This is a genomic window from Rathayibacter rubneri (genome assembly GCF_023743255.1).
GTDB classification, from domain to species: Bacteria; Actinomycetota; Actinomycetes; order Actinomycetales; family Microbacteriaceae; genus Rathayibacter; species Rathayibacter rubneri.
The window spans coordinates 25,166-49,503 of sequence record NZ_JAMRYM010000016.1 but is presented as its reverse complement, the minus strand read 5'-3'; the positions used below and the strand labels follow the sequence as shown (position 1 = coordinate 49,503).

Below are 24,338 nucleotides of genomic sequence, written 5' to 3'. Positions count from 1 at the left end.
CGCTTCAAACGGTGTCGCGGGGTTCGACAGTTCGAGATCCAGACAGCACGGCCAGGCGCGTCAGATACGCAGACGAGTCAGAACCCCGCGACACCACCAAGGCAATCACCGATACGCCCGCTGCGCGCGCTACTCGATCAGCAGAGGAGGGTGGACGGACGCGGCGCTGCGCGCGCTACTCGATCAGCAGAGGAGGGTGGACGGACGCGGTGCGGTGCGGGCTGCTCGACCCGCGGAGGAGGGTGGGCGGACGCGGTGCCCGCCGTTCGGTCAGCGGAGGACGGGGGACAGCGGCGATCCGGGCTGCGTGATGGAGGAAGAGCGAGCGACGATCGTCGAAGACGCCCGCGAGGCGGGCGCCCGACGAGCCGTGCGCTAGGCGCTGACGCCCACGCGCTCCTCGAGCGGCGGGTAGAGCGCCTCGTCGCGGGTGACCGGTGCCGCGGTGGCCGGGGCGATCTCGACGCCGGCGGCGGCGAGGATCCGCTCGGTCTCGTTCGCCGAGACGTACGAGACCTCCGTCGAGGTGCCGATCGGCACGACCGAGTGCAGCACCGTGCCGTCGTAGACGTGGATGAGGTTGAACGCCTGGGCGCCGTTGCGCGCGCGGGTGCCGCCGACCGGGACGTTGAGGTCCTGGGTGTAGCAGGTGGCCGAGGCGACCGAGACGGGGATCCCCGCGAAGGTGGCGGTCGAGGAGTAGTGCAGGTGGCCCGCGATGATGCTGCGGACGTCCGATCCCTCGAGGACCTCGGCCAGCGCCGGCTGGTCGCGCAGCTCCACGAGCACGGAGAGATCGAGCACGGACGGCACCGGCGGGTGGTGCAGCGCCAGGATCGTCCCGTGGGGCGCCGGGCTCGCCAGCTCCTCGGCGAGCCAGTCGAGCTGTGCGTCCGAGATCTCGCCGTAGTGGGCGCCGGGGACGGTCGAGTCGAGCGCGATGATGCGCAGCCCGTTCACGTCGTGCACGCGGTCGACGGGCTGCGTGGTCGGGAGCTGGTCGAGCAGTCCCGAGCGGAACGCGCCCCGGTCGTCGTGGTTGCCCATGACCCAGATCACCTCGGCACCGAGGCGGGCTGCCGCGGGCTCGACGACCGCGCGGAGCTTGGCGTACGCCTCCGGCTCGCCCTTGTCGGCGAGGTCGCCGGTGATGACGATCGCCTCCGGCCGTCCGCCGGACTCCTCGAGCTCGTCGAAGAGCCGACGGAGCTGCGCCTCGCTGTCGACGTCGGAGCCGTATAGGCCCCCATCGCCCGCGATGAAGTGGGTGTCGCTGAGATGAAGGATGAAGTGGTTGGGCCGCGGGTACTCGGCCTGACGGACAGTCATGATCCTCGGGTTTCACGATCGGCGGGAGCTGAATCGGTTGTTCCAGCATCGACACTAGCGAAGGTACGACGCGGGATCCAGGACTGCACCCGCTGACGCCAGTCCATCATCGCGGGATGAACGAGGGGCCAACACGGCGCGGCGCGTCATCGAACGCTTTTCCCAGGAAGCGACGCGAACCGGGGGAACGAGGGCTGATCGGCTCAGAGCCGGTGCAGCAGCCGCTCGTAGAACACGATCGCGCGCTCGAACTGGTCGACCTCGACCGACTCGTCGGCTCCGTGGATGCCGAGCTGCTGCTGCGGGCTGATCTCGAAGGGGATGAAGCGGTAGACGCCGTCGCTGATCGCGTGGAAGTGCCGGGCGTCGCTGCCGCCGGTCTGCACGTACGGCGCGACGATCGCCTCCGGGAAGACCTCGTGGATCACGGACCGCAGCACGTCGTACGCTCCGCCGTCGCCCCGCTCGCCGGTCGAGGAGACCGGCGAGGGCTCGTGCGCCACCTGCACCTCGACCTCGACCTGCGGGTCGTCGATGACGTCGCGGATCCGGGCGACCACTCCCGCGACGGTGCCGCCCGGGTTGATCCGGACGTTCGCGACCGCGCTGGCGGTCGACGCGAGGACGTTCGCGCCGGTGCTGCCGCGGAGCTGGGTGACGGCCACGGTGGTGCGCAGCATCGCGGCCGAGCGGTTGGAGTGCGCGGCGAGGGCGCCGATCACGGCGTCCGGGTGCTCGTGCGGGTGGGCGTACCAGACGGCGTGCGCCGCATCGGCGTGCGGAGCGGCCGCCTGCACGAGCTCGGCGATCGGCTCGGGCAGCGTCGACGGGAACGGGTTCTCGGTCAGCCGGTGGATGGCGCGGGCGAGCCGCTGCGTGGCGAGCAGTCCCGGGAAGGGCGGGGGAGCGGAGGCGTGGCCGCCGGCGTCGCGGCAGGTCAGCTCGAGGTTCATGATTCCGCGCTCGGTCACTCCGACGACGGCGATCGGAGTGGTGACGCCGGGCAGGATGCCGCGGCGGACGTTGCCGCCCTCGTCGAGCACGAAGCGGGGCCGCACGCCGCGGGCGGCGAGCAGGGCGACGACGGAGGGCGCACCGTCGCCGGCGGTCTCCTCGTTGTGCGTCGAGAGGAGGTAGACGTCGCGCTCGGGACGCTCGCCGCGCAGCACCGCCGCCTCGACCGCCTCGAGCAATGCCACGAGCGAGCCCTTGTCGTCGAGGGCGCCGCGGCCGATCACCGAGGTGCGGCCGTCGGGCCGCAGGACGGTGTCGGCGGAGAACGGCGAGCTCGACCAGTCCTCCGGGGTGACGCTGACGACGTCGTAGTGGGCCATCAGCACCGCGGGATCGCCGTCGACGGTGCCGCGCCAGCGCCAGAGCAGGGAGTGCCCGGCGACGATCTCGCGCTCCAGCGCGCCGTGCAGGGCGGGGTAGAACTGCTCGAGCAGCTCGACGAAGACGTCGAAGCGCGACCAGTCGGTCGCGGACTCGTCGGAGTGCGACACCGTGTCGACCCGCAGCAGGGCCTGGAAGCGCTCGAGCGCGGAGGTGGTCGTCACCGGGCTAGCCTACGACGGCGGTCACCGGCCTCCGGCCCGCGCGAGCGGAGGTGCCGAGTGTCCCCACTGCCCGAGGTGTGCGTGGTCTACGTGCTGCGCGAGACGCCGGCGGGCGTCGAGGTCCTGCTGGGGGAGAAGCGGAGGGGGCTCGGCCGGGGCCGCGTCGTCGCTCCGGGCGGGAAGCTCGAGCCGGGGGAGTCCGCGGTCCAGGCCGCCGTGCGGGAGCTCGCCGAGGAGGTCGGGCTGCACGCCGAGCCGCGCGACCTCGTCGCGCACGGGGTCCTGGACTACCGCTTCCCGCACCGGCCCGAGTGGAGCCAGCGGTCGCACGTCTTCCTCTGCCGCCGGTTCTCGGGTGCGGTGACGGAGTCGAGCGAGCTCGCCGCGTCCTTCGTGCCGGTGGACGACGTCCCGTTCGAGCGGATGTGGGACGACGCGAGGTTCTGGCTCCCCGGTGTCCTGCGGAACGGCGAGAGCGCGCGCTGGCGGTTCGACTTCGCGGAGGACCTCGCGAGCGTCGCCGACTCGGACGCTCCCGGCTGGCCGCCCGCTCGCTGAGCTCAGAACTCGAGCACGTCCCCGGGCTCGAGGGCGTGGTACTCGCCGCCGCCCTCGCGCGTCGCCCAGCCGAGGCGGTCGTGTCCGAGGCCCTTCCCCGCCTCGGACAGGACCATCTCGTGCGTGGCGAACGCGTGGCGCGGAGCGAGCTCGAGGACGTAGTCCATCGCCTCGGCGATCTTCATCCAGGGCGCGCCGGACGGCGCCGCGAGGACGTCGACGGCGACTCCCGTCGGCACGGTGAAGGAGTCGCCGGCGTAGTAGAAGCGCCCGTTCACGAGCACCGCGACGTTGTCGATCACCGGGATCGAGCGGTGGATCACCGCGTGCCGCGACCCGAAGAACCGCAGCTCGAAGGGACCGACCTCGACGAGGTCGCCGTCCGCGACCGTCTCGATCGCGAAGCCCTCCGCGGCCGCCGCGACCCCCGCCGGTCCGAAGAAGCGGATCGACGGGTTCGCCGACCGCAGGCGCTCCAGCTGCTCGGGCGCCCAGTGGTCGGGGTGCTCGTGGGTGAGGACCACGGCGACGGTCTCGGGTGTGCCCTCGACGGCGCGTGTGAATCCACCGGGATCGATCACCAGGCGGGATCCGGCCTCCTCGACGAGGACGGCGGCGTGCTCGAGCTTGGTCAGTCGCATGGCTCCGAGCTAACCGCCCTCGCCGCCCGGTCGCAAGGCGGAGCCGTCAGGCCCGGCGGGCGGCGAGGGCGCCGGCGAACGCGGCGGCGGAGGAGGGCGAGCTGTCGATCCGCCAGTCCACCTCCTTGTCGTGGTGGAACCACACCAGGCCGACGACGTCCTGCTGCACGTTCAGGTACCCGACCAGGTCGCTGATCCACGCGGCCTTGGAGCCGCCGGCCTCGGCGGACGCCGTCTCGCCGATGATGATCGGGGTGCCGGGGGCCAGCGACCGCACCTGGTCCAGTCCCGCGGCGAAGAGCGCGCCGGCGGACGTCCAGGAGCTCCAGGTCGTCGCCGTGCCCCAGTTGTAGCCGTCGAGCGCGAGGACGTCGACGGAGGCGGAACCCGGGAAGAGCGTGTCGAGCGGGACCGATCCGTCGTAGGGCACGTTCGGGCTCCACACCCACTGCACGTTGGTCGCGCCCTGCGCCTGGAAGATCGCGTGCACGTGGTTCCACGCTGCCGCGTAGGAGCCCGGAGCGTTCCCGTTCACGCCGTCCGACCAGGGGTACCAGTCGCCGTTCATCTCGTGCGCGTAGCGGAGCAGGACGGGCGAGCCCCAGGCGGCGAGGTCCCGCGCCCAGCTCGTGAGGTAGGCGTCGTGGTCGCCGGCGATGATGCGCGCGGAGGAGTAGGCGGGCTGGTCGACGCCGCCGCCCCAGCGCCAGGGCTCCCAGGTGATCAGGCTCGTCGCCCCGCGGGCGGCGACGCTGCGCAGATCCGCGAGCGGAGCCGGCTGCCCGAAGTCCTGGTACGAGACGATGATCGACGGGCTCTCGCCCGCGAGCGCCGCGACGGCGTCGAGCTCGGCGTTCGCGGACGCTCCGCCGGGGGTGGTGACCCCGAAGCGGAGTCGCGCGCCGCTGATCACGGGCGCGGCCGGAGGAGCGGTGACGGTGAAGACCGCCGTCGCCGTCGCCGAGCCGGCTCGCGCCGAGACGGTCGCGGGGCCGGCCGGTGCGGCGGGGATAGTGATCGACGCGGTGAACGCGCCCGAGCCGTTGGTCGTGAAGGCGGCGGAGCGGCCGAGCACCGAGAGCGAGCCCGCGGACCGCTTCGGGAAGGCGGCACCGGTGACGACGACGTTCGTCCCGACCGGGCCGGACGCAGGGGAGAGGACGATCGACGCGGGTGCGGCAGCAGCGGCCGCCGTCGGGGCGGCGACGAGTGCGGCCGCGGCGACCCCGAGGGCCAGGACGGCGGCGAGGAGTCGGGATCGGGGGTGCTGGCGGATCGGCATCTGTCGGCTCCTCGGGGTGGTGCGCCCGCCGGTAAGCGGGTGGGGACCTCGAGCGTAGGAGCCGGGCGCCCTTCGCGGTCGGCCCCGGAGGGGGGCTGTCGCAGCGGAGGATTGCACCGCGGTTCCGCACCTCAGGAGGGGGACGCTCCTCGCTCGCCCGTCTCGATTTGCATCGATGCTGATCCGTGTGCAACACTCTTCGAGTTGCAAAAACGCGGCCCCATCGTTTAGCGGCCTAGGACGTCGCCCTCTCACGGCGGTAACGCGGGTTCAAATCCCGCTGGGGTCACCACGGCAACACCAGAAGAACCCCCGGCTCAGGCCGGGGGTTCTTCTGCGTTAACGGGCTCGTCCGGGTTCGGTGGGAGCGGCCGGCCCTCGAGAGTCGAATGCTCGCGCTGACCATCCGGCTCGGCGTCCTCGCCCCCTCGCGCCGCGCCGACGATAGGATCGCATCCGCGAAGGGGAGCACTCCGGCCTTCCCGCTCCCTCCGATCACGCCGCACCGCGCGCTCCGGGAGGGGCGAGCTCCGGGCCGTCCCCGCGAGGACCGCCCGTCGGATCCGCTCCGCCGCACCCACTCCTCCCGAAAGGCCCCCATGCTCGATCTGCCCGTCTGGTTCGTCGTCGGCTCCTTCATCGGCCTGACGCTGATCCTCGCCGCCGACCTGCTGATCGTCTACAAGCGCCCGCACGTGCCGAGCCTGAAGGAGTCGAGCCTCTGGGTCGCCTTCTACGTCAGCCTCGCGCTGATCTTCGCGCTGCTGATGCTGATCCTCGGCGACGGCGAGCACGCGGGGCAGTTCCTCGCGGGCTGGCTGACCGAGTACAGCCTCTCGATCGACAACCTCTTCGTCTTCGTCATCATCATGGGCCGCTTCGCGGTGCCGCCGAAGTACCAGCAGGAGGTGCTGATGGTGGGCATCATCATCGCCCTGATCCTGCGCGGCATCTTCATCCTGCTCGGCGCGCAGCTGATCGAGAGCTTCAGCTGGATCTTCTACCTCTTCGGCGCGTTCCTCGTCTACACCGCCTACAACCAGGCGTTCGGCAAGGAGGACGAGGACGAGGGCACCGACAACCTGCTGATCCGCCTGCTCCGCCGCCGCGTCAACATCTCGGACACCTTCGACGGCTCGAAGGTCCGCACGGTGATCGACGGCAAGAAGTACTTCACGCCGATGCTGATCGTCTTCCTGGCGATCGGATCGACGGACCTGCTCTTCGCACTCGACTCGATCCCGGCGATCTTCGGCATCACGCAGAGCCCGTTCATCGTGTTCACCGCGAACATCTTCGCCCTGATGGGGCTCCGCCAGCTCTACTTCCTGCTGGGCGGCCTGATCGACAAGCTCGAGTACCTCAAGTACGGCATCGCGTTCATCCTCGCCTTCATCGGCGTGAAGCTCGTGCTGCACGCCCTGCACGAGAACGAGCTCCCCTTCATCAACGGCGGCGAGCCCGTGCCGGTCTGGGACATCGACACCTGGACGTCCCTCGCGGTGATCATCGTGAGCATGGCGGTCGCGACCCTCGCGAGCCTCGTGAAGATGCGCCGCGAGCACTCGCACATCGAGCTGCACGACGGGCACCCCGAGGTCGTGCACGACCCGGAGGCGACCCGTCCCTCCGACGAGAAGTGACCCGCGGATGACGCCCCTCGAGGTCGAGCTGCCCCAGGGCGTGCTCCGCCTGAGCGTGACCAGCAGCACCGACGTCGGGAACGTGCGCCGCGTCAACGAGGACGCCCTGCTCGCCGACGACCTCGTCCTCGCGGTCGCCGACGGCATGGGCGGTCACGCCCGCGGAGACCTCGCCAGTGCGACCGCGGTCGACGCGCTCCGGGCGAACGCCCCCTCCGCCCTCGGACCGGTGGACGCGGTCTTCGATCTGGTCGAGGCGGCGAACGCGGCGGTCCGCGGCCTCGACGTCGGCGGAGAGGTCTGCGGCACGACCCTCACCGGACTCACCCTCGTGCTGCCCGGCGCGACGGGACCGGCTCGCTGGGCGCTCTTCAACGTCGGCGACTCGCGGGCCTACCGCTGGGACGGCGCCGGTCTCGAGCAGCTCACGGTCGATCACTCGGCGGTGCAGGAGCTGGTCTCGGCCGGTCTGCTCACGCGGGAGCTCGCCGAGACGCACCCGGACCGGAACATCGTCACCCGGGCCCTCGGGGCCGACGACGAGGTCGAGACCGACGTCTGGACGCTGCCGGTCCTGCCGCGCTCGAGCTACCTGCTGTGCTCCGACGGACTGACGAAGGAGCTCTCCGACGAGGCCATCGCGGCGCTGTTCGCCGAGCGCGACAGCGGTGCGATCGGCTCCGCGGATCTGGCCCGCCGGCTCGTGAGCGCCGCGGTCCGGGCCGGCGGACGCGACAACGTGACGGTCGTCGTCGTCGACGCGGTCCTCGACCCGCGTCGCTGAGCGCGACGCCTCCGCTGTGACCCTCCAACAGGTGTGATGCCCGAAGGGGGCGCGGGGCGCCGCCCCCGCCGCCTCGTTGGCATACTGGAGGGATGGATACCGCCGAAGCCCTCGATCGCGCGAAGACGCGCTTCGCCGAGGGTGACGTCAGGGGAGCCGTGTCGCTCCTCGAGCGCTGCGTCGAAGCCGATCCCTCCTGGCTCGATCCGCGGGTCCTCCTCTCGGAGCTCTACCGCCGCTCCGGCGATCTGATCGAGGCCGGACGCTGGGGCTACCTCGTCGAGCAGGGGGCGTCGCCCGAGGAGCTGCAGGCCTTCGAGCGCGCTCTCGTCCGCACCGACGACGATCCGTTCGAGCTGGCCGAGCGCGCCCTCGTGGAGCCGTGGGAGCTCGCGAACGAGTCGTCGCACGCCGCGCGGATGCTCGCCGAACTGCCCGCGAAGCTGCTCGAGGCCTCCCGCCACGAGGCGGACTCGGCGAACGAGGAGTCCGCCGAGTGGTTCGAGCACGACGCCCTCCCCGCCCGCAAGCGCGGCGGCATCGTCGGCATGCTGGGCGCCGCCGTGGCGGCCGTCTTCGTCGTCGGGGGAGTGGTCGTGGGCACCGCGGCGCTGCTCGTCGTCCCGGCCGTCCTCATCGCGATGCTCGTCACGTCCTAGCGCGTCGCGCTCCCGGGAGCGGCCTCGGCGCGGTGGTAGTGTCTGGGGATGCTGTTCGGCCGGCTCCTCCTTCTCCGCCGCGACGAGACCTCGATCTGACAGGCCTCCCTCGTCGCGGTGTCTCCGTGGGCTGACCACCTTTCCGAGGAAGAGAAACCCGTCATGAACGACAGTTCCATCGAGTCCGCGAACCCGATCGCGGGCGCGGTCCGGCCGCGCACGCTGGCCGAGAAGGTCTGGGACGACCACCTCGTCGCCAAGGGCGAGGACGGCACCCCCGACCTCATCTACATCGATCTGCACCTGGTGCACGAGGTGACCAGCCCGCAGGCCTTCGACGGCCTCCGGATGGCCGGGCGCCCGGTGCGGCGTCCTGATCTCACCATCGCGACCGAGGACCACAACACCCCGACGCTGGGCATCGACAAGCCCATCGCCGATCTGACCAGCCGCACCCAGATCGAGACGCTGCGCCGCAACGCGGAGGAGTTCGGCGTCCGCCTGCACTCGCTCGGCGACATCGAGCAGGGCATCGTGCACGTCGTCGGACCGCAGCTCGGGCTCACCATGCCGGGCATCACCGTCGTCTGCGGCGACTCGCACACCTCGACCCACGGCGCCTTCGGCGCGATGGCGTTCGGCATCGGCACGAGCGAGGTCGAGCACGTCATGGCGACGCAGACCCTGCCGCTCAAGCCGTTCAAGACCATGGCGATCACGGTCGACGGCGAGCTGCGCGAGGGAGTGACCGCGAAGGACATCATCCTCGCGGTCATCGCGAAGATCGGCACCGGCGGCGGCCAGGGCTACGTGCTCGAGTACCGCGGCTCCGCCATCCGCTCGCTCTCGATGGAGGGCCGGATGACGATCTGCAACATGTCGATCGAGGCCGGGGCCCGCGCGGGCATGGTCGCCCCCGACGAGACGACCTTCGCGTACCTGAAGGGGCGCCCGCACGCGCCCGCCGGTCAGGACTGGGACGACGCGGTGGCCTACTGGCGCACCCTGCCCAGCGACGAGGGCGCCGTCTACGACGCCGAGGTCGTGCTCGACGCCGACTCCCTCGAGCCGTTCGTGACCTGGGGCACCAACCCGGGACAGGGCGTCTCGCTCTCGCAGTCCGTGCCCGACCCGGACGCGATCGAGGACCCGAACGAGCGATCGAACGCACGCCGCGCCCTCGAGTACATGGATCTCGAGGCGGGCACGCCGATGAAGGAGATCCCGGTGGACGCCGTCTTCATGGGCTCCTGCACCAATTCCCGGATCGAGGACCTGCGCGCCTTCGCCTCCGTCATCAAGGGCCGCACGAAGGCCGAGGGCGTCCGCGTCATGGTCGTCCCCGGCTCGGCCCGCGTGCGCATCGAGGCCGAGGCGGAGGGCCTGGACCGCGTCTTCACCGACTTCGGCGCCGAGTGGCGCTTCGCCGGCTGCTCGATGTGCCTCGGCATGAACCCCGATCAGCTCGCCCCCGGTGAGCGCTGCGCCTCGACCTCGAACCGCAACTTCGAGGGCCGCCAGGGCAAGGGCGGGCGCACCCACCTGGTGTCCCCGCTCGTCGCCGCGGCGACCGCCGTCCGCGGCACGCTGTCGAGCCCGTCCGACCTGGAGCCCGCTCGCGAACTGGTGGAGGCCTGATCATGGAGAAGTTCGAGACGGTCACGGGCATCGCCGCGCCGCTGAAGCGCAGCAACGTCGACACCGACCAGATCATCCCGGCGGTGTTCCTCAAGCGGGTCACCAAGACCGGCTTCGAGGACGCGCTGTTCCACGGCTGGCGTCAGGACGAGGACTTCGTCCTCAACCAGCCGCAGTTCCGGGGTGCGCAGATCCTGGTCGCCGGTCCCGACTTCGGTACCGGCTCCAGCCGCGAGCACGCGGTCTGGGCGCTGCGCGACTTCGGCTTCCGCGTCATCCTCTCCTCCCGCTTCGGCGACATCTTCCGGGGCAACTCCGGCAAGCAGGGCCTGCTGGCCGCGGTCGTCGCCGAGGAGGCGATCGAGCGCCTGTGGGAGCTCATCGACGAGCAGCCGGGAATAGAACCGACCGTCGATCTGGTTGCGCGTACGGTCACCGCCGGTGGCGAGACCTTCCCCTTCGAGGTCGACGACTACACTCGTTGGCGCCTGATCGAAGGGCTGGACGACATCGGCCTGACCCTGCGCGACGAAGCGCGTATTTCCGAATTCGAGACCCGTCGCGAGAGCTGGCGGCCCAAGACATTGCCGGTGAAATAGCGTGAACACACTTCTGCAGGATGCGAAGGCCCTCCAGGACGCCAAGGCGTCCGGAGCGCGGGTGGGGATGATGACCGAGCGGATCACGATCAACGGCGGCCGTCCGCTGAAGGGCCGCATCGAGCTCAAGGGGGCGAAGAACCTCGTCACCAAGGCGATGGTCGCCGCGCTGCTCGGCGAGACCGCCTCGACGCTGCGCGACGTGCCCGACATCAGCGACGTCCGCGTCGTGAAGGGCCTCCTCGAGGTCCACGGCGTGAAGGTCAAGCAGGGCCCCGAGGTCGGCGAGCTCATCCTCGACCCGTCGAACGTCGAGTCGGCCCACTTCGCCGACATCGACGCGCACGCCGGCTCGAGCCGCATCCCGATCCTCTTCTGCGGACCGCTGCTGCACCGCCTGGGCGAGGCGTTCATCCCCGATCTCGGCGGCTGCCGCATCGGCGACCGCCCGATCGACTACCACCTCGAGGTGCTCCGCAACTTCGGGGCGATCGTCGAGAAGCTGCCCTCCGGCATCCGGATGTCGGCGCCCGAGGGCTTGCACGGCGCGAAGGTGTCGCTGCCCTACCCCAGCGTCGGCGCCACCGAGCAGGTCCTGCTCACCGCCGTCCGCGCGTCGGGCATCACCGAGCTCTCGGGAGCGGCCATCGAGCCCGAGATCATGGACCTCATCAACATCCTGCAGAAGATGGGCGCCATCATCTCGGTCGACACCGACCGCGTGATCCGCATCGAGGGCGTCGACCGCCTCGAGGGCTACACCCACCGCGCGCTGTTCGACCGCAACGAGGCCGCCTCCTGGGCCGCCGCGGCGCTCGCGACCGACGGCGACATCTTCGTGGGCGGCGCCCGTCAGCAGGAGATGACCACGTTCCTCAACGTCTTCCGCAAGGTCGGCGGCGCGTTCGAGATCGCCGAGGACGGCATCCGCTTCTACCACCCCGGCGGCGAGCTGAAGCCGGTCATCATCGAGACCGACGTGCACCCCGGCTTCATGACCGACTGGCAGCAGCCGCTCGTCGTGGCGCTGACCAAGGCCAAGGGCGTCTCGATCGTGCACGAGACCGTCTACGAGCAGCGCTTCGGCTTCGTCGACGCGCTGGTCGAGATGGGCGCGACCATCCAGATCCACCGCGAGTGCCTCGGCGGTCAGGCCTGCCGGTTCGGCCAGCGGAACTTCATGCACTCGGCCGTCATCTCGGGCCCGTCGAAGCTGCACGGCGCCGACATCGTGGTGCCGGATCTGCGCGGCGGGTTCTCGCACCTCATCGCGGCGCTCTCGGCCGAGGGTACCTCGACCGTCTCGAACGTGGGCATCATCAGCCGCGGCTACGAGAACTTCCTGACGAAGCTCGAGCTGCTCGGAGCCGACTTCTCGCTCGACGCGTAGTCGGCGCACCGCCTCGGCCACACGAGGAGCACGACCCGGAGGAGCCCGCATCGTCGGGCTCCTCCGTCGTTCCCGGCCGAGTCGTCCGGGCGGTCTTGTCCTGGGCAGGAGACCGGGCGTACGGTGTGCGCATTCTCAGGCGGGCGGCCCGCCGGAGCCGCCGCGGCCGAGGAGCGATGATGGACGACCCCGCGATCCTGACCGAGGGCCTGGTCAAGACCTTCGGGGCGACGAGGGCGATCGACGGTGTCGATCTCGTCATCCCGCGCGGCGGCGTGCACGGCTTCCTCGGACCCAACGGAGCGGGGAAGACGACGACGATCCGCGTGCTCGCGACCCTGCTGCGCCCCGACGCCGGTCGAGCCCTCGTCCTCGGCCACGATGTCGTCGGCGAGGCGAAGGAGGTCCGGCGCCTGGTCAGCCTGACCGGGCAGTTCGCCTCCGTCGACGAGGACCTCACCGGCCGCGAGAACCTGAGGCTCATCGGGCGCCTCTTCGGGTACACGGGCGCCCGCGCCTCGCGGCGGGCCGACGAGTTGCTCGACGCGTTCAACCTCGGCGACGCCGCCGACCGCCAGGTCAAGAAGTTCTCCGGAGGCATGCGACGCCGCATCGACATCGCGGCGAGCATCGTCGTCACACCCGAGCTGCTGTTCCTCGACGAGCCGACCACGGGGCTGGACCCGCGCAGCCGCAACGAGGTGTGGGACATCGTGCGCGCGATGGTGTCCAGCGGCACGACGGTGCTCCTCACCACGCAGTACCTGGACGAGGCCGACCGTCTCGCCGACCGCATCAGCGTCATCGACAGCGGCAGGGTGATCGCGGAGGGCACGCCGGGGGAGCTGAAGGCGTCGGTCGGCTCCGGCTCGCTGCACGTCCGCGTGCTCGACCCCGCCGACCGCTCCGAGGCGCGGCGGCTCCTGGAGGCCGTGCTCGGCGTCGAGGTGCGGGAGGAGGCCGACCCGGCGGCGCTCGCGGCGCGGGTGGACGGCTCCGCCCGGGTCGTCACCCGCGGCCTCACCGCGCTCGAGGGAGCCGGCATCGACCTCGCGCAGTTCTCGCTCGGACAGCCCTCGCTCGACGAGGTCTTCCTGGCGCTCACCGGCCGACCACAGGACGCGACGGGCGAGGAGGCCGCGGCATGAGCACTCGGACGAGCGAGGCGACGGCGCCCGATCGGGAGGCGCTGCTCTCGGTGCTGGTGCAGGGCGATCGGCCCGCACCGCCCGGTCCGCTCTCGACGTCGCTCACCTTCGGCTGGCGCGCGCTGCTCAAGATCAAGCACGTGCCGGAGCAGCTGTTCGACGTGACGGTGTTCCCCATCATGTTCACGCTGCTGTTCACCTTCCTCTTCGGCGGCGCGCTCGCGGGCAGCACGGTCGACTACATCCAGTTCCTGCTGCCGGGGATCCTCGTGCAGGGCGTGATCATGATCACGATGTACACGGGCACGACCCTGCGCACCGACCTGGACCGCGGCGTCTTCGACCGGTTCCGGTCGCTGCCGATCTGGCGCCCCTCCGCGCTCGTCGGCATGCTGCTGGGGGACGCGGTGCGCTTCACGATCTCGGCCGTCATCACCGTGTGCCTCGGCCTGCTGCTCGGCTTCCGGCCCGGAGGAGGCGCCGTCGGCGTCGTGCTGGGAGTCCTGCTGCTGCTGGTCTTCGCCTTCGCACTCGGCTGGATCTGGACGTTCCTCAGCCTGGTGCTGCGCACCTCCGGCTCCGTGATGGGCGTGAGCATGCTGGTGATCACCCCGATCACCTTCGGCAGCAACATCTTCGTCGACCCCTCGACGATGCCGGGCTGGCTGCAGGCCTTCGTCGAGGTGAACCCCGTCTCGCACCTCGTGACCGCGGTCCGCGCGCTGATGGCCGGCGCGGACCCCGGAGCGGACCTCGTGCTGACCCTCGTCTGGGCGGCCGGACTGGTCGCGGTCTTCGGCTCGCTGACCATGTGGCGCTACCGCGACGCCCGCTGACGCGGAGATCGGTCCCTCGTCGGGCGGGCGTGGCCGGACGCCCCCGGCGGAGCTCGATGAGAGGATGGGCGGGTGTCTGAACGCAGTCGTCCGTCCATCTTCTGGTTCCTCGCGGCCGCGGTGATCCCCGTGATGACCGCCTCGGTCGATCTGCGGATCCGCGACGCTCACAAGATCCCCTCGACCGGCGCGTTCGTCTTCGCGCCGAACCACTACAGCGAGATCGACCCGATCATCACGGGCTGGACCCTCTGGAAGGGCGGTCGCGCCCCGCGGTTCCTCGCCAAGGCGTCGCTCTTCACGGTCCCGGTCGTCGGAGCGATCCTGCGCGCCTCGGGTCAGATCCCGGTCGAGCGCGCGGGCTCGGTGCGCGGCAGCGAGCCGCTCAAGGCCGCGAAGGCGCTCGTCGACGAGCAGCGCTCGGTCATCATCTACCCGGAGGGCACCCTGACCCGCGATCCGGAGCTCTGGCCCATGCGGGGCAAGACCGGCGCCGTGCGGATGGCCCTGCAGTACGACCTCCCCGTGATCCCGGCGGCGCACTGGGGCACCCAGCAGCTCATGGGGCGCTACTCCAAGAAGATCACCCTCTTCCGCCGCAAGCGCGTCGACGTGCTGATCGGCGATCCGGTCGACCTGTCCGCGTTCCGCGGGCGCAGCCTCGACTCCGCGACGCTCAACGAGGCCTCGGCGGTCGTCATGGCCGCGATCACGGCGCTGCTCGAGGAGCTGCGCGGCGAGACCGCGCCGGCGACCCGCTGGAACCCGTCCGAGCACAACCAGAAGGGGACGGGACGCTTTGACGCCCAGCAGTAGGAGATCCGCACCGATCCCGGTGGCCCGTCGTGTCGCGGTCCTGGGAGCCGGCAGCTGGGGGACCACCTTCGCGAAGATCCTCGCCGACGGCGGCTCCGACGTCGTGATGTGGGCTCGCCGGAGCGAGCTGGCGCGCGAGATCACCGAGGCCAAGCGCAACAGCGACTACCTCCCCGGCATCAATCTGCCCCGCAACATCCGCGCCACCCCGCGCATCGAGGAGGCGCTGGAGGGGGCGGACCACGTGTACCTCTCGATCCCGTCCCAGTCGCTCCGCGGGAACCTCGAGGCGATCACGCCGCACCTGACCGAGCGCACGATCCTGGTCAGCCTGATGAAGGGCGTGGAGAAGGGCACCGGGCAGCGGATGAGCGAGGTGATCGCGCAGATGCTGCCGATCGATCCGAGCCGCATCGCGGTCGCCTCCGGCCCCAACCTCGCTCTCGAGATCGCGAAGGAGCAGCCCACGGCGGCCGTCATCGCCTCCGAGAGCCTCGTCACCGCGCAGGAGGTGGCCCTCGCGGCCACCAACCGCTACTTCCGCTCCTACGTCAACACCGATGTGATCGGCACGGAGTTCGGCGGAGTGCTGAAGAACCTGATCGCGGTCGCGATCGGCATCGTCGACGGCGTGGGCTACGGCGAGAACACGAAGGCGTCGATCATCACGCGCGGTCTCGCCGAGATGACCGACTTCGCGGTCGCGTACGGCGGCCGCCCCGAGACGATGTCCGGGCTCGCGGGTCTGGGCGATCTGATCGCCACCTCGAGCTCGTCGCTCTCGCGCAACAACACGGCCGGGCGCCTGCTCGGCCAGGGCTACAGCTTCACCGACGTCGTCAAGTCGATGCAGCAGACGGCGGAGGGACTCGCCTCCGTCGCCCCCGTCCTCGAGCTGGCACGCGCCCGAGGAGTCGACATGCCCATCGTCCAGCAGGTGTCGCAGGTGCTCGCCGGTACTCTCGACCCGAAGGACATCGCGCCGCACCTGACCACGGATTCGGACGAGCCACAGGGTGAGAGGAACCTCGATGACCAGCAAGCTCCGCGTAGCCGTTCTGTTCGGGGGGCGCTCCAGCGAGCACTCGATCAGCTGCGCCACGGCGGCAGGGGTGCTGACGGCGATCGACCGTGACCGCTTCGAGGTGATCCCGGTCGGGATCACCACCGACGGCGCGTTCGTGCTCGAGGAGGACCGCCCCGGGAAGTTCGCGCTCGACGCCGCCGCCCTGCCTCACGTGCAGGACGACGGGAGCCGCGTGCACTGGCCGGAGTCGGCGCTCTCGCGCGAGCTGACCGTGACCCGGGCCGACGGCACGGTCGAGTCGCTCGGCGACGTCGACGTGGTGTTCCCGATCCTGCACGGACCGTGGGGCGAGGACGGCACGGTGCAGGGGCTCCTCGAGCTCGTGGGCCTGCCCTACGTGGGCTCGGGCGTGCTCGCCTCCGCCCTCGGCATGGACAAGCACTTCACCAAGACGGTGCTCCGGGCGGCGGGCATCGCTGTCGCGCCCTGGTACACGGTGTCCGAGTCCGAGTGGCGCAGCGCCCCCGGCGACGCGGAGGCGGCGCTGGACGAGCTGGGCCTCCCGGCGTTCGTGAAGCCCGCGCGAGCGGGCTCGAGTGTGGGCGTGAGCAAGGTCGAGGCGCGCTCGGAGCTCGCCGCGGCGCTCGACGAGGCCTTCTCGCACGACGACCGGGTGCTGGTCGAGTCCGCGATCGTCGGCCGCGAGGTCGAGATCGGCGTGCTCGGCGGCCGGCGCGGCGAGCCGGCGCGCTCCTCCGTCGCGGGCGAGATCGTGGTCTCGGGGCGCGGCTTCTACGACTTCGAGGCGAAGTACCTGGGTGCCGCGGGCATCGAGCTCGTCTGCCCGGCGGACCTCACCGACGCCGAGCTCGCCGAGATGCGCGAGCTGGCGGTGCGCGGCTTCGACGCCATCGGCGCGGAGGGTCTCGCGCGGGTCGACTTCTTCCTCACCGCCGACGGGTTCGTCGTCAACGAGATCAACACGATGCCGGGCTTCACCCCGATCTCGATGTTCCCGCGGATGTGGGGCGCGAGCGGTGTCGACTACCCCGACCTCATCAGCGAGCTGATCGAGCTCGCGCTCGAGCGCCGTCCGGTCGCGGTCGCGTGAGCGACGCGGCCCTCGGGCTGCGGATCGAGCCGGGCGCCCAGGCGCCCTTCGAGCAGATCCGCGACGGCATCGCGGAGCGCATCGCGGCGGGGGAGCTGCTGGTCGGCACGCGCCTGCCTCCCGTGCGCGCCCTCGCCGAGGCGCTCGGCACCGCTCCCGGCACGGTCGCGCGCGCGTACAAGGAGCTCGAGGCGGCGGGGGTGGTCGAGACGCGCGGACGCGCGGGCACGGTCGTCGCCGGAGGGATCGAGGGCGCCGAGCACGAGGCGCAGCTCGCTGCGGTCGCGTTCGCGGCGCGCATCCGGGCGCTCGGAGTGGCCCCGGACGAGGCGCTGCGGACGGTGCGGACCGCACTCGGCCTCTGAGCCCTGCGTACCGGAGCCCAGCCCTCCGAGCTCTGCCGGTCGGAGCCCCGGACGACGGAGCCCAGCGGGTGGAGTCGAGCCGGTCGGCGCTCAGCCGGTCGGCGTGCCGCTGGGATCGAGCGTGTCGGTCTCGGAGACGTTCGTGCACTCGCCGACCTTCGGCAGGTAGGAGACGGCGTCGGCGAGATCGACCACGGCCGAGGTGCCGGAGGCGCGGTCCTGGTCGACGGTGATCTCGACGGCCGGATCGCGACCGTAGGTGGTCAGCGTGTAGACGTCCTCGTCCGCGCGGCTCTCGTCGATGATCCAGTCCACTCCGCTGACCGAGACGCAGAGATCCGTCGTCGGCCCGGGCACCGGGACTCCGCAGTGGAGGATGACCGCGGCGGGGGTGCCCCAGGCGCCCGTGCCCTGCGCGTTCGTCTCGCGCTCAGGCTGGTCGGCGACCACGTCGGGCAGCCGCACCGAGACCTCGGCGCAGTCGGCGCTCGTCGCGTCGTCTGCGGGCTCGAGCGCGACCGGGGCGGAGCAGCCGGCGAGCAGGAGCACGGTGGCGAGGGCTGCGAGGGGGCTGGCGAGGCGGCGGGGGGACATCGCGAGCCAGGCTAGCGTGTGAACCATGGCACCGGATCAGAGCCCCACCCTGGCTGCACTCAGCGAGGGGGAGGTCCTCGCGAGGGTCCTCTCGCGGCTGGCGGCGGCGGCGCCGGACGGCGGCTCCGAGACCCTGGTCGGCCCGGGCGACGACTGCGCGGTGCTCCGCGCACCGGACGGCCGCTTCGTGGTGACGACCGACATGATGATTCACGGTCCTGACTTCCGGCTGGCCTGGTCGACGCCGTTCGATCTGGGCTGGAAGGCGGCGGCCTCGAACCTCTCGGACGTCGCGGCCATGGGCGCGCGGCCGACGGCGCTCGTGGTCGCGATCGCGGCCCCGCAGGACCTCGGCGTCGACGTGCTGGAGGGCATCGCCGACGGCCTCGCCGCCGGCTGCGCGGCGATGGCGCCAGGCTGCGCTGTGGTCGGGGGCGACCTCTCCGCCTCCGCGACGCTGACGCTCGCGATCACCGCCTTCGGGTCGCTCGACGGGCGGGCGCCGGTGCTGCGCAGCGGAGCGCGCCCCGGCGACGTCCTCGCGGTCGCCGGAGTGCTCGGCGAGGCAGGACTCGCGCTGCGGCTGCTCTTCGAGCGCGCGCAGGAGGACGGGGCGCCGTCGGTCGGACTCGCCCGCCTCCTCCGGGAGCGCTTCCCGCTGCTGCTCGACGCCCAGTTGCGGCCGACGTCCCCCATCGCGGCCGGGATCGCGGCAGGAGGATCGGCCACCGCGATGATGGACGTCTCGGACGGCGTGGTGCTCGACGCCCGGCGGATGGCGCGGGCGAGCGGAGCGGTCCTCGACCTGGAGCCGTCGGCCGTCGACGCGCACGCCGCCGGACTCCTCGTGGTCGACGGCGTCGACGCGGCGCTGGCCCGGGCACTCGTCCTGGGCGGGGGAGAGGACCACGCGATGCTCGCGTGCTTCCCGCCGGACGTGGTGCTGCCGACCGGCTTCACTCCGCTCGGTCGGGTGCGGGAGGGCGCACCCGAGGTGCGGCTGGGCGGGGTGCCGCTGGAGGACCGGGGAGGCTGGGACCCCTACGCGGGCTGGGACGGCGCGTCGGGCTGAGCGCTCAGTCGGCGACGGGCCGAGAGGCGTACCAGACGGCCGTGTCGCCGTAGTCCTTCCGGCGCTCGCGCTCGAGCCCGACCGGCCAGGCCGGCTCCGGACTGCGGGTGCTGCGCTCGACGACCACGACGGCGTCCTCGCGCAGGAGCGGCAGCACTGCTCCCAGATCGGCGGCCAGATCGTCCTCGCTCAGGTCGTAGGGCGGGTCGATGAGCACCGTGTCGACGAGGAGTCCGGCCGAGCGGTCGAGGAACGAGCGGACCGACGAGGTCACCACCTCGATCCGCGGCTTCGACAGCCGATTGGCGGTCGCCGCGGCCGTCAGGGCGCGGGCGTTGCCGTCGATGACGCGGGCGGACGACGCGTCCCGCTCGACCAGCACGACGTAGGAGGCGCCGCGGCTGGCCGCCTCGAGACCGAGGGCGCCGGAACCGGCGTAGAGGTCGAGGACGGTCGCTCCGTCGAGCGCATCGCGGGCCTCGAGCGCCGAGAAGACGGCCTCGCGGACGCGGTCGCTGGTAGGACGGGTGCCCGCGCGCGGGACCTTCAGAGTGAGCGATCCGGCGAATCCGGAGATGATCCTGGTCACCGTCCCGAGCATAGGCGGCGGCTCCTGGCTGGGAGACCGCTCGGACCGACCGCCCGTCACCCGTTCGAGACTGAGAGAATCGAGGATCATGACGTCCCTCGATGACACCCTCGCCGCTGTCGGCGCTCCTGCCGGTCCGAGCGCGGCGGCGGCGCCGATGTCGCGAGAGGAGTTCACCGCCCACTGCCGCGCGATCCTGCGCAATCTCACCAGCGTCATCGACGGCAAGGACGCCGAGGTCTCGATGGCGCTGACCGTCTTCCTCGCCGGCGGCCATCTGCTGATGGAGGACGTTCCGGGCACCGGCAAGACGGTCCTCGCCAAGTCGCTGGCCGCCTCCGTCGGGGGCAGCGTGGCGCGCATCCAGTTCACTCCCGACCTGCTCCCGTCGGACGTCACCGGCGTCTCGGTCTACAACCAGGCGACCCGGGACTTCGAGTTCAAGCCCGGACCGGTCTTCGCGAACATCCTCATCGGCGACGAGATCAACCGCGCGTCGCCCAAGACGCAGTCCGCCCTGCTGGAGTGCATGGAGGAGCGCCAGGTCTCGGTCGACGGCATCACCCACCTGCTCCCGCGCCCGTTCGCCGTCGTCGCGACGCAGAACCCGGTCGAGATGGAGGGCACCTACAGCCTCCCGGAGGCGCAGCGCGACCGCTTCATGGCGCGGCTGTCGCTCGGCTACCCGGACGAGCGGGCGGAGCTCGAGATGATCCGCACGCGCGACGCCGCGAGCCCGCTCGACGCCCTCCGCCCGGTGATCACCCGCGACGAGCTGGAGCGGATGATCGACTACGTCCAGACGGTCTACGTCGCGCCGCCCGTGCAGGAGTACGTGGTCGCGATCATGCAGGCCACCCGCATCGACCCCGAGCTGCGGCTCGGTGGGAGCCCGCGCGCCACTCTCCAGCTCATTGCCGCCGCGAAGGCGCTGGCCGCCATCAGCGACCGCGACTTCGTGGTGCCGGACGACATCGACGCCCTCGCGGTCCCCGTCCTCGGGCACCGGCTGCTGCCGGCGACCCGCCTGCCGGGTCGCTCCGGGACGAGCGCCTCCCACTCGGTCACCGAGATCGTCCAGCGGATCCTGGCGTCGACACCGGTGCCCTTCAGCGGCCGTGGCGACTGAGCGGCGCGGCCAGGACGGCCCCTCCTCGCGGATCGGATCTCTCCCCGCGCTCGGCGGCGTCGCGCTGACCCTGCGCGGGTGGACCTTCACGGTGCTGGGCACCGCGGCGATCGTCGCGGCTCCGCTGGTCGAGTTCCGCGAGCTCCTCTTCCTCGGCCTCGTGCTGCTCGGACTGCCGTTCGGGGCCGTCCTCTCCCTGGCCGTGACGACCCCCGTGCTGCAGGTCCAGCGCCGCTTCGCCCCGCGGGTCGTGGCGGTCGGCGACGTCGTCGACGTAAACGTCGTGCTGGAGAACCGGGGCGCGCCGCTGCGGTCGGCCGCCCGCGCCGAGGACAGGCTGACCCGCCTCGAGCACGGCGCCGCATCGGACAGCGCCGCCGCGCGGGGAGGCTTCGGCCTTCCTCCGATCGCCGGCGCGGGTCAGCGGACGAGCCGGGTTCGGGCCCGCTACCGCCTGCCCGCCGGGCGACGCGGCATCCACCGGCTCGGCCCGCTCCGGATCGTGCGGAGCGAGGCGCTCGGGATGGCGCTGCGCGAGAGCGTCGTCGGCTCCGCGCAGCCGTTCGTCGTCACTCCGCGCGCCGTGCCGCTCGAGAGCGACGTGCTCGACGCGTTCGGCGCGGGCGGATCCAGTCCCGTGGCCCACGCGACGGCGGGCTCCGGCACCGACGACGTGATCCCGCGCGACTACCGCCCGGGGGACGCGATGCGCCGGGTCCACTGGCGTGCGAGCGCGCGCTCGGGCGAGCTGATGGTGCGCCAGGACGAGCAGAACACCGATCCGCACGCGTGGATCCTGCTGGAGTCGCGGGCGAGCCGGGTCCTCGGGGCCTCCGGACGGGCGGGCTCGCGTGGCGGGGACGACCGGCTCGAGTGGGCGGTCTCGATGACCGCCTCGATCGCCGTGCACCTCCTCGACCGCGGATTCGAGACCCACCTCGTCGAGACCGGCGCCGGTCCCGGCATCGAGCACTCCGAGGACGAGCGCGAGGTCGCGCACGACGTGCTCCTGAGGCTCGCCGAGCTGGCACCGGCGTCCGACTCCGGCGACGCCGTCCCCCGCATCACGGCCGAGATGCGCGAGGCCGGTGGCGCGCGCCCCGTGTTCGCCGTGCTGACGCGGCTGCAGGAGGAGGACCTCGACGCCCTCGCCTCGCTCGCCTCGCACGCCCGCCCCGCCGTCGCCTTCCTCGTCGAGGGCACGGAGCAGGAGGCGGGCGCACTGGCGTCGCTCGGCTGGTACCCCGTGGCGACCACCGCGGGCACGAGCGTCGAGGAGGCCTGGTCCCGGGCGCTCGCTCTGCGGGCGATCGCATGAGCCGCCGAACCGAGAGCGATCCGCGGGCCGGCTCGGCGCTGCTCTCGCTCCTGCTCTGGGCCTCGCTGGTCGCGGCCGCCTCCGGGGTGGGACGGCTCCTGGAGGGCGTGGGCTGGCTCGTCCAGCTCGCCCTCGCGGTCGCCGTCGTGCTCGCCGTGCCGGCCGGAGCACGGGCGCTCCGCGCGCATCCCGTCGTCCCGCCGGTGCTCGGGACGCTGACGGCGGCCGTGGTGCTCACGGCGATGTTCGTCCCCGCCCGCGCGCTCCTCTTCCTCCTCCCCACGCCCGCGGCGATCGCCGAGGCGCAGGACCTCGCGCAGGCGGGCTTCACCTCGATCGCGCAGCAGGGGCTGCCGGCGGTGGCCGACAGCGGCATCGCGTTCCTGCTCGTGGGCGGGGTCGTCGTCCTCGCCTGGGCGGCCGACCTCTTCGCGTTCTCGGTGCGGCTGCCCGCGCTCTCGGGGCTGTTCCTGCTCGCGCTGGTCGCGGTCCCCGCGATCATCGACCCGAGCGGAGTGTCGTGGCCGAGCCTCGTGCTCACCGCGCTCGCCTACGCGGGGGTCCTCGTCGCGGGATCGCGCCCGGAGCGACGAGCGCCCGCACGGCGGCTCTCGCTCGCCGCGGCCCTCCCGTCGGTGGCCGTGGTCGGCACGGTCGTCGTCGCGGCCGGAGTACTCGCGGGCTCGGCGACCGGGTACGTCCGCGCTCCCTCCTCCTCCGGGGTCTCGGGCACGCTGTTCAACGGCTCGATCGATCCCGTGGTGGCCCTCGGGGACGACCTGCGGCGGCCCAACCCGGTCACGGTGCTCCGCTACGCGACCGACTCCGATCTGCCGGTGTACCTCCGGGTGCTCACGGTCTCGGACTTCCAGGGCGAGAACTGGGCGCCGAGCGGCACGGAGGAGACCGCGCCGATCGAGGCCCCGATCGCACCGGAGGGACTCGCCGAGAGCGTGCCGCGCGAGACGGAGGAGGTCGAGGTCTCGGTCGAGACGCTGCGCAGCGAGTGGCTCCCTGTCCCGTATCCGGTGGCAGCGCTCGAGGGCATCGGCGACGGCTGGCTGCAGGACGTGCAGGACGGGTCCATCCGCGGCGACGCGACGACCCGCGCGGGCGACGAGTACGCCGTCGAGGCCCTCCGTCTCGATCCGGACCCCCAGCAGCTCCTCGCCGCGCCCGCCGCGGGTCAGGGTCTCGAGCGCTACCTAGAGCTGCCCGACGACGTCCCGGCGGTGGTCGCCGCGACGGCGGCCGAGGTGACCGCGGGGGCCGGGAGCGCCTACGACCAGGCGCGGGAGCTGCAGTCCTTCTTCCGCTCCTCCGCCTTCACCTACTCGGAGGACACTCCCGCCGAGGAGGGCTACGACGGCGACGGCGTCGGTGTCCTCGAGTCGTTCCTCGAGGTGCGCGAGGGCTACTGCGTCCACTTCGCCTCCGCGATGGCCGTCATGGCCCGCGAGCTCGGGATCCCGTCGCGGCTCGCGATCGGCTACCAGCCGGGATCCGTGGTGCCGTCGGCCGACAGCGACCTGACGAGCTACCGGCTGCTCTCCTCCGACCTGCACGCGTGGCCGGAGCTCTACTTCGAGGGCGTCGGCTGGCTGCCCTTCGAGCCCACGCCCAGCCGCGGCGCCCCCGCCTCGTACACCCTGCCGAGCGCGACGTCGTCCACCGGCTCGACCCCCGGCGCCTCGTCGAGCGCGGCGCCGGAGGAGGAGAGCGAGGAGGAGGCGACCCCGACTCCCACCGCGTCGACGGCCACGGCGACTCCGGGAGCCGCCGGAACGGTCGTCGGCCCCTCGGCTCCGGCGGTCACCGCCTGGGTCCTCCTCCTGCTCCTGCTGCTCGTGCCCTGGCTGCTGCGCGTGGTGCAGCGCTCGCTGCGGCGACGCGCTGCGGAGGCGGGCTCCGCCGAGGCGGCCTGGGCGGAGGTGCTCGCGAGTGCGCGGGATCTCGGCGTGCCGGTGGAGGAGACCGACTCGCCCCGTGCGCAGGAGGCGCTGATCGGGGACTCGCTCGGCGACGACTCGGACGCCCGCCGGGCGCTGGGCGGACTCCGCGACACCGTCGAGCGCGCCCGGTACGCCCCGGTACCCGCAGTCGAGGCCTCCGGCTGGATCGCGGGCGCCCGGGTGGTGCGGGCGCTGCGCGCCGCCGCGGGAACTCCCCGCCGCGCCTTCGCCGCGGTGCTCCCGCGCTCGGCGCTCGGCGCGTTCTCCCGCGTCGGACGTCCGAGGGTCGACCTATGATC

The 24,338-nt window shown here is 72.2% G+C and carries 23 protein-coding genes and 1 tRNA gene; 18 read left to right on the top strand and 6 right to left on the bottom strand.

Going from position 1 to position 24,338, the window contains the following annotated elements; all coding sequences use genetic code 11:
• Positions 1 to 375 precede the first annotated feature (375 nt).
• Together NB037_RS06285 and NB037_RS06280 are read right to left on the bottom strand one after the other, a co-directional pair.
• Positions 376 to 1,329, bottom strand: a complete 954-nt coding sequence (locus NB037_RS06285; RefSeq protein ID WP_077223515.1) for a phosphodiesterase — start codon at positions 1,327 to 1,329, stop codon at positions 376 to 378.
• Between the two features lie 203 nt (positions 1,330 to 1,532).
• On the bottom strand, positions 1,533 to 2,888 hold the full coding sequence (locus tag NB037_RS06280) for a M20/M25/M40 family metallo-hydrolase (protein ID WP_251944438.1): 1,356 nt from the start codon (positions 2,886 to 2,888) through the stop codon (positions 1,533 to 1,535).
• Between the two features lie 57 nt (positions 2,889 to 2,945).
• On the opposite strand from NB037_RS06280, the gene NB037_RS06275 reads away from it, so the two are divergent.
• Positions 2,946 to 3,446 (top strand): 8-oxo-dGTP diphosphatase, encoded by a 501-nt coding sequence (locus NB037_RS06275; RefSeq protein WP_251944437.1) that lies wholly within the window; start codon positions 2,946 to 2,948, stop codon positions 3,444 to 3,446.
• Between the two features lie 2 nt (positions 3,447 to 3,448).
• On the opposite strand, the gene NB037_RS06270 is transcribed toward NB037_RS06275, so the two are convergent.
• The gene (locus tag NB037_RS06270) at positions 3,449 to 4,087 is read right to left on the bottom strand and encodes an MBL fold metallo-hydrolase (protein ID WP_251944436.1); all 639 of its coding nucleotides are present in this window, start codon (positions 4,085 to 4,087) and stop codon (positions 3,449 to 3,451) included.
• Positions 4,088 to 4,133: 46 nt separating this feature from the next.
• A complete protein-coding gene (locus tag NB037_RS06265; protein ID WP_251944435.1) occupies positions 4,134 to 5,369 on the bottom strand; it encodes a glycoside hydrolase family 26 protein in 1,236 nt (411 codons plus the stop codon).
• Positions 5,370 to 5,585: 216 nt separating this feature from the next.
• Here NB037_RS06265 and NB037_RS06260 point away from each other — a divergent pair.
• The 13 genes from NB037_RS06260 to NB037_RS06200 all read left to right on the top strand — a co-directional run bounded on the left by NB037_RS06260 (position 5,586) and on the right by NB037_RS06200 (position 17,385).
• A tRNA-Glu gene (locus NB037_RS06260) sits at positions 5,586 to 5,661 on the top strand.
• 307 nt (positions 5,662 to 5,968) lie between these two features.
• Positions 5,969 to 7,012, top strand: a complete 1,044-nt coding sequence (locus NB037_RS06255) for a TerC family protein (protein ID WP_251944434.1) — start codon at positions 5,969 to 5,971, stop codon at positions 7,010 to 7,012.
• Between the two features lie 7 nt (positions 7,013 to 7,019).
• Positions 7,020 to 7,796, top strand: a complete 777-nt coding sequence (locus NB037_RS06250) for a PP2C family protein-serine/threonine phosphatase (protein WP_251944433.1) — start codon at positions 7,020 to 7,022, stop codon at positions 7,794 to 7,796.
• A 92-nt stretch (positions 7,797 to 7,888) separates the two neighbouring features.
• Positions 7,889 to 8,455 (top strand): DUF6584 family protein, encoded by a 567-nt coding sequence (locus NB037_RS06245; RefSeq protein WP_251944432.1) that lies wholly within the window; start codon positions 7,889 to 7,891, stop codon positions 8,453 to 8,455.
• A 162-nt stretch (positions 8,456 to 8,617) separates the two neighbouring features.
• Complete coding sequence (leuC, locus tag NB037_RS06240; RefSeq protein WP_251944431.1) at positions 8,618 to 10,093, top strand: 3-isopropylmalate dehydratase large subunit; 1,476 nt, start codon at positions 8,618 to 8,620, stop codon at positions 10,091 to 10,093.
• A gap of 2 nt (positions 10,094 to 10,095) precedes the next feature.
• Positions 10,096 to 10,692, top strand: coding sequence for a 3-isopropylmalate dehydratase small subunit (leuD, locus tag NB037_RS06235; RefSeq protein WP_251944430.1), 597 nt, complete (start codon positions 10,096 to 10,098; stop codon positions 10,690 to 10,692).
• Between the two features lie 70 nt (positions 10,693 to 10,762).
• Positions 10,763 to 12,082, top strand: coding sequence for a UDP-N-acetylglucosamine 1-carboxyvinyltransferase (gene murA / locus NB037_RS06230; RefSeq protein WP_251944443.1), 1,320 nt, complete (start codon positions 10,763 to 10,765; stop codon positions 12,080 to 12,082).
• 179 nt (positions 12,083 to 12,261) lie between these two features.
• Positions 12,262 to 13,230: an ATP-binding cassette domain-containing protein gene (locus tag NB037_RS06225; RefSeq protein WP_308202056.1), complete on the top strand. Its 969-nt coding sequence runs from the start codon at positions 12,262 to 12,264 to the stop codon at positions 13,228 to 13,230.
• Positions 13,227 to 14,066, top strand: coding sequence for an ABC transporter permease (locus NB037_RS06220; RefSeq protein ID WP_251944426.1), 840 nt, complete (start codon positions 13,227 to 13,229; stop codon positions 14,064 to 14,066). The genes NB037_RS06225 and NB037_RS06220 overlap by 4 nt, the downstream gene beginning before the upstream one ends.
• A gap of 132 nt (positions 14,067 to 14,198) precedes the next feature.
• Positions 14,199 to 14,882 carry a lysophospholipid acyltransferase family protein gene (locus tag NB037_RS06215; RefSeq protein WP_279308652.1) on the top strand — a complete coding sequence of 228 codons (684 nt, stop codon included), beginning with the start codon at positions 14,199 to 14,201 and terminating at the stop codon, positions 14,880 to 14,882.
• Complete coding sequence (locus NB037_RS06210; protein ID WP_251944424.1) at positions 14,866 to 16,017, top strand: NAD(P)H-dependent glycerol-3-phosphate dehydrogenase; 1,152 nt, start codon at positions 14,866 to 14,868, stop codon at positions 16,015 to 16,017. Before NB037_RS06215 ends, NB037_RS06210 begins: the two co-directional genes overlap by 17 nt.
• On the top strand, positions 15,914 to 17,020 hold the full coding sequence (locus NB037_RS06205) for a D-alanine--D-alanine ligase family protein (protein WP_251944423.1): 1,107 nt from the start codon (positions 15,914 to 15,916) through the stop codon (positions 17,018 to 17,020). Before NB037_RS06210 ends, NB037_RS06205 begins: the two co-directional genes overlap by 104 nt.
• On the top strand, positions 17,017 to 17,385 hold the full coding sequence (locus NB037_RS06200) for a GntR family transcriptional regulator (RefSeq protein ID WP_251944422.1): 369 nt from the start codon (positions 17,017 to 17,019) through the stop codon (positions 17,383 to 17,385). The genes NB037_RS06205 and NB037_RS06200 overlap by 4 nt, the downstream gene beginning before the upstream one ends.
• 90 nt (positions 17,386 to 17,475) lie before the next feature.
• Here the strand turns inward: NB037_RS06200 and NB037_RS06195 are convergent, their stop codons facing one another.
• On the bottom strand, positions 17,476 to 17,979 hold the full coding sequence (locus NB037_RS06195) for a DUF3515 domain-containing protein (protein ID WP_251944421.1): 504 nt from the start codon (positions 17,977 to 17,979) through the stop codon (positions 17,476 to 17,478).
• Positions 17,980 to 18,004: 25 nt separating this feature from the next.
• Here NB037_RS06195 and thiL point away from each other — a divergent pair, with 25 nt between their 5' ends.
• The gene (thiL, locus tag NB037_RS06190) at positions 18,005 to 19,051 is read left to right on the top strand and encodes a thiamine-phosphate kinase (protein WP_251944420.1); all 1,047 of its coding nucleotides are present in this window, start codon (positions 18,005 to 18,007) and stop codon (positions 19,049 to 19,051) included.
• Positions 19,052 to 19,055: 4 nt separating this feature from the next.
• Here thiL and rsmD read toward each other — a convergent pair whose 3' ends face one another.
• Positions 19,056 to 19,640, bottom strand: a complete 585-nt coding sequence (gene rsmD, locus NB037_RS06185) for a 16S rRNA (guanine(966)-N(2))-methyltransferase RsmD (protein WP_251944419.1) — start codon at positions 19,638 to 19,640, stop codon at positions 19,056 to 19,058.
• A gap of 157 nt (positions 19,641 to 19,797) precedes the next feature.
• On the opposite strand from rsmD, the gene NB037_RS06180 reads away from it, so the two are divergent.
• The 3 genes from NB037_RS06180 to NB037_RS06170 are packed head-to-tail and all read left to right on the top strand — an operon-like array spanning position 19,798 to position 24,336.
• A complete protein-coding gene (locus NB037_RS06180) occupies positions 19,798 to 20,769 on the top strand; it encodes an AAA family ATPase (RefSeq protein WP_251944441.1) in 972 nt (323 codons plus the stop codon).
• Entirely contained in the window at positions 20,759 to 22,087 is a 1,329-nt protein-coding gene (locus NB037_RS19835; protein ID WP_251944418.1) for a DUF58 domain-containing protein, read from the top strand. The genes NB037_RS06180 and NB037_RS19835 overlap by 11 nt, the downstream gene beginning before the upstream one ends.
• Positions 22,084 to 24,336: a transglutaminase TgpA family protein gene (locus tag NB037_RS06170; RefSeq protein ID WP_251944417.1), complete on the top strand. Its 2,253-nt coding sequence runs from the start codon at positions 22,084 to 22,086 to the stop codon at positions 24,334 to 24,336. The genes NB037_RS19835 and NB037_RS06170 overlap by 4 nt, the downstream gene beginning before the upstream one ends.
• Positions 24,337 to 24,338: the final 2 nt, after the last annotated feature.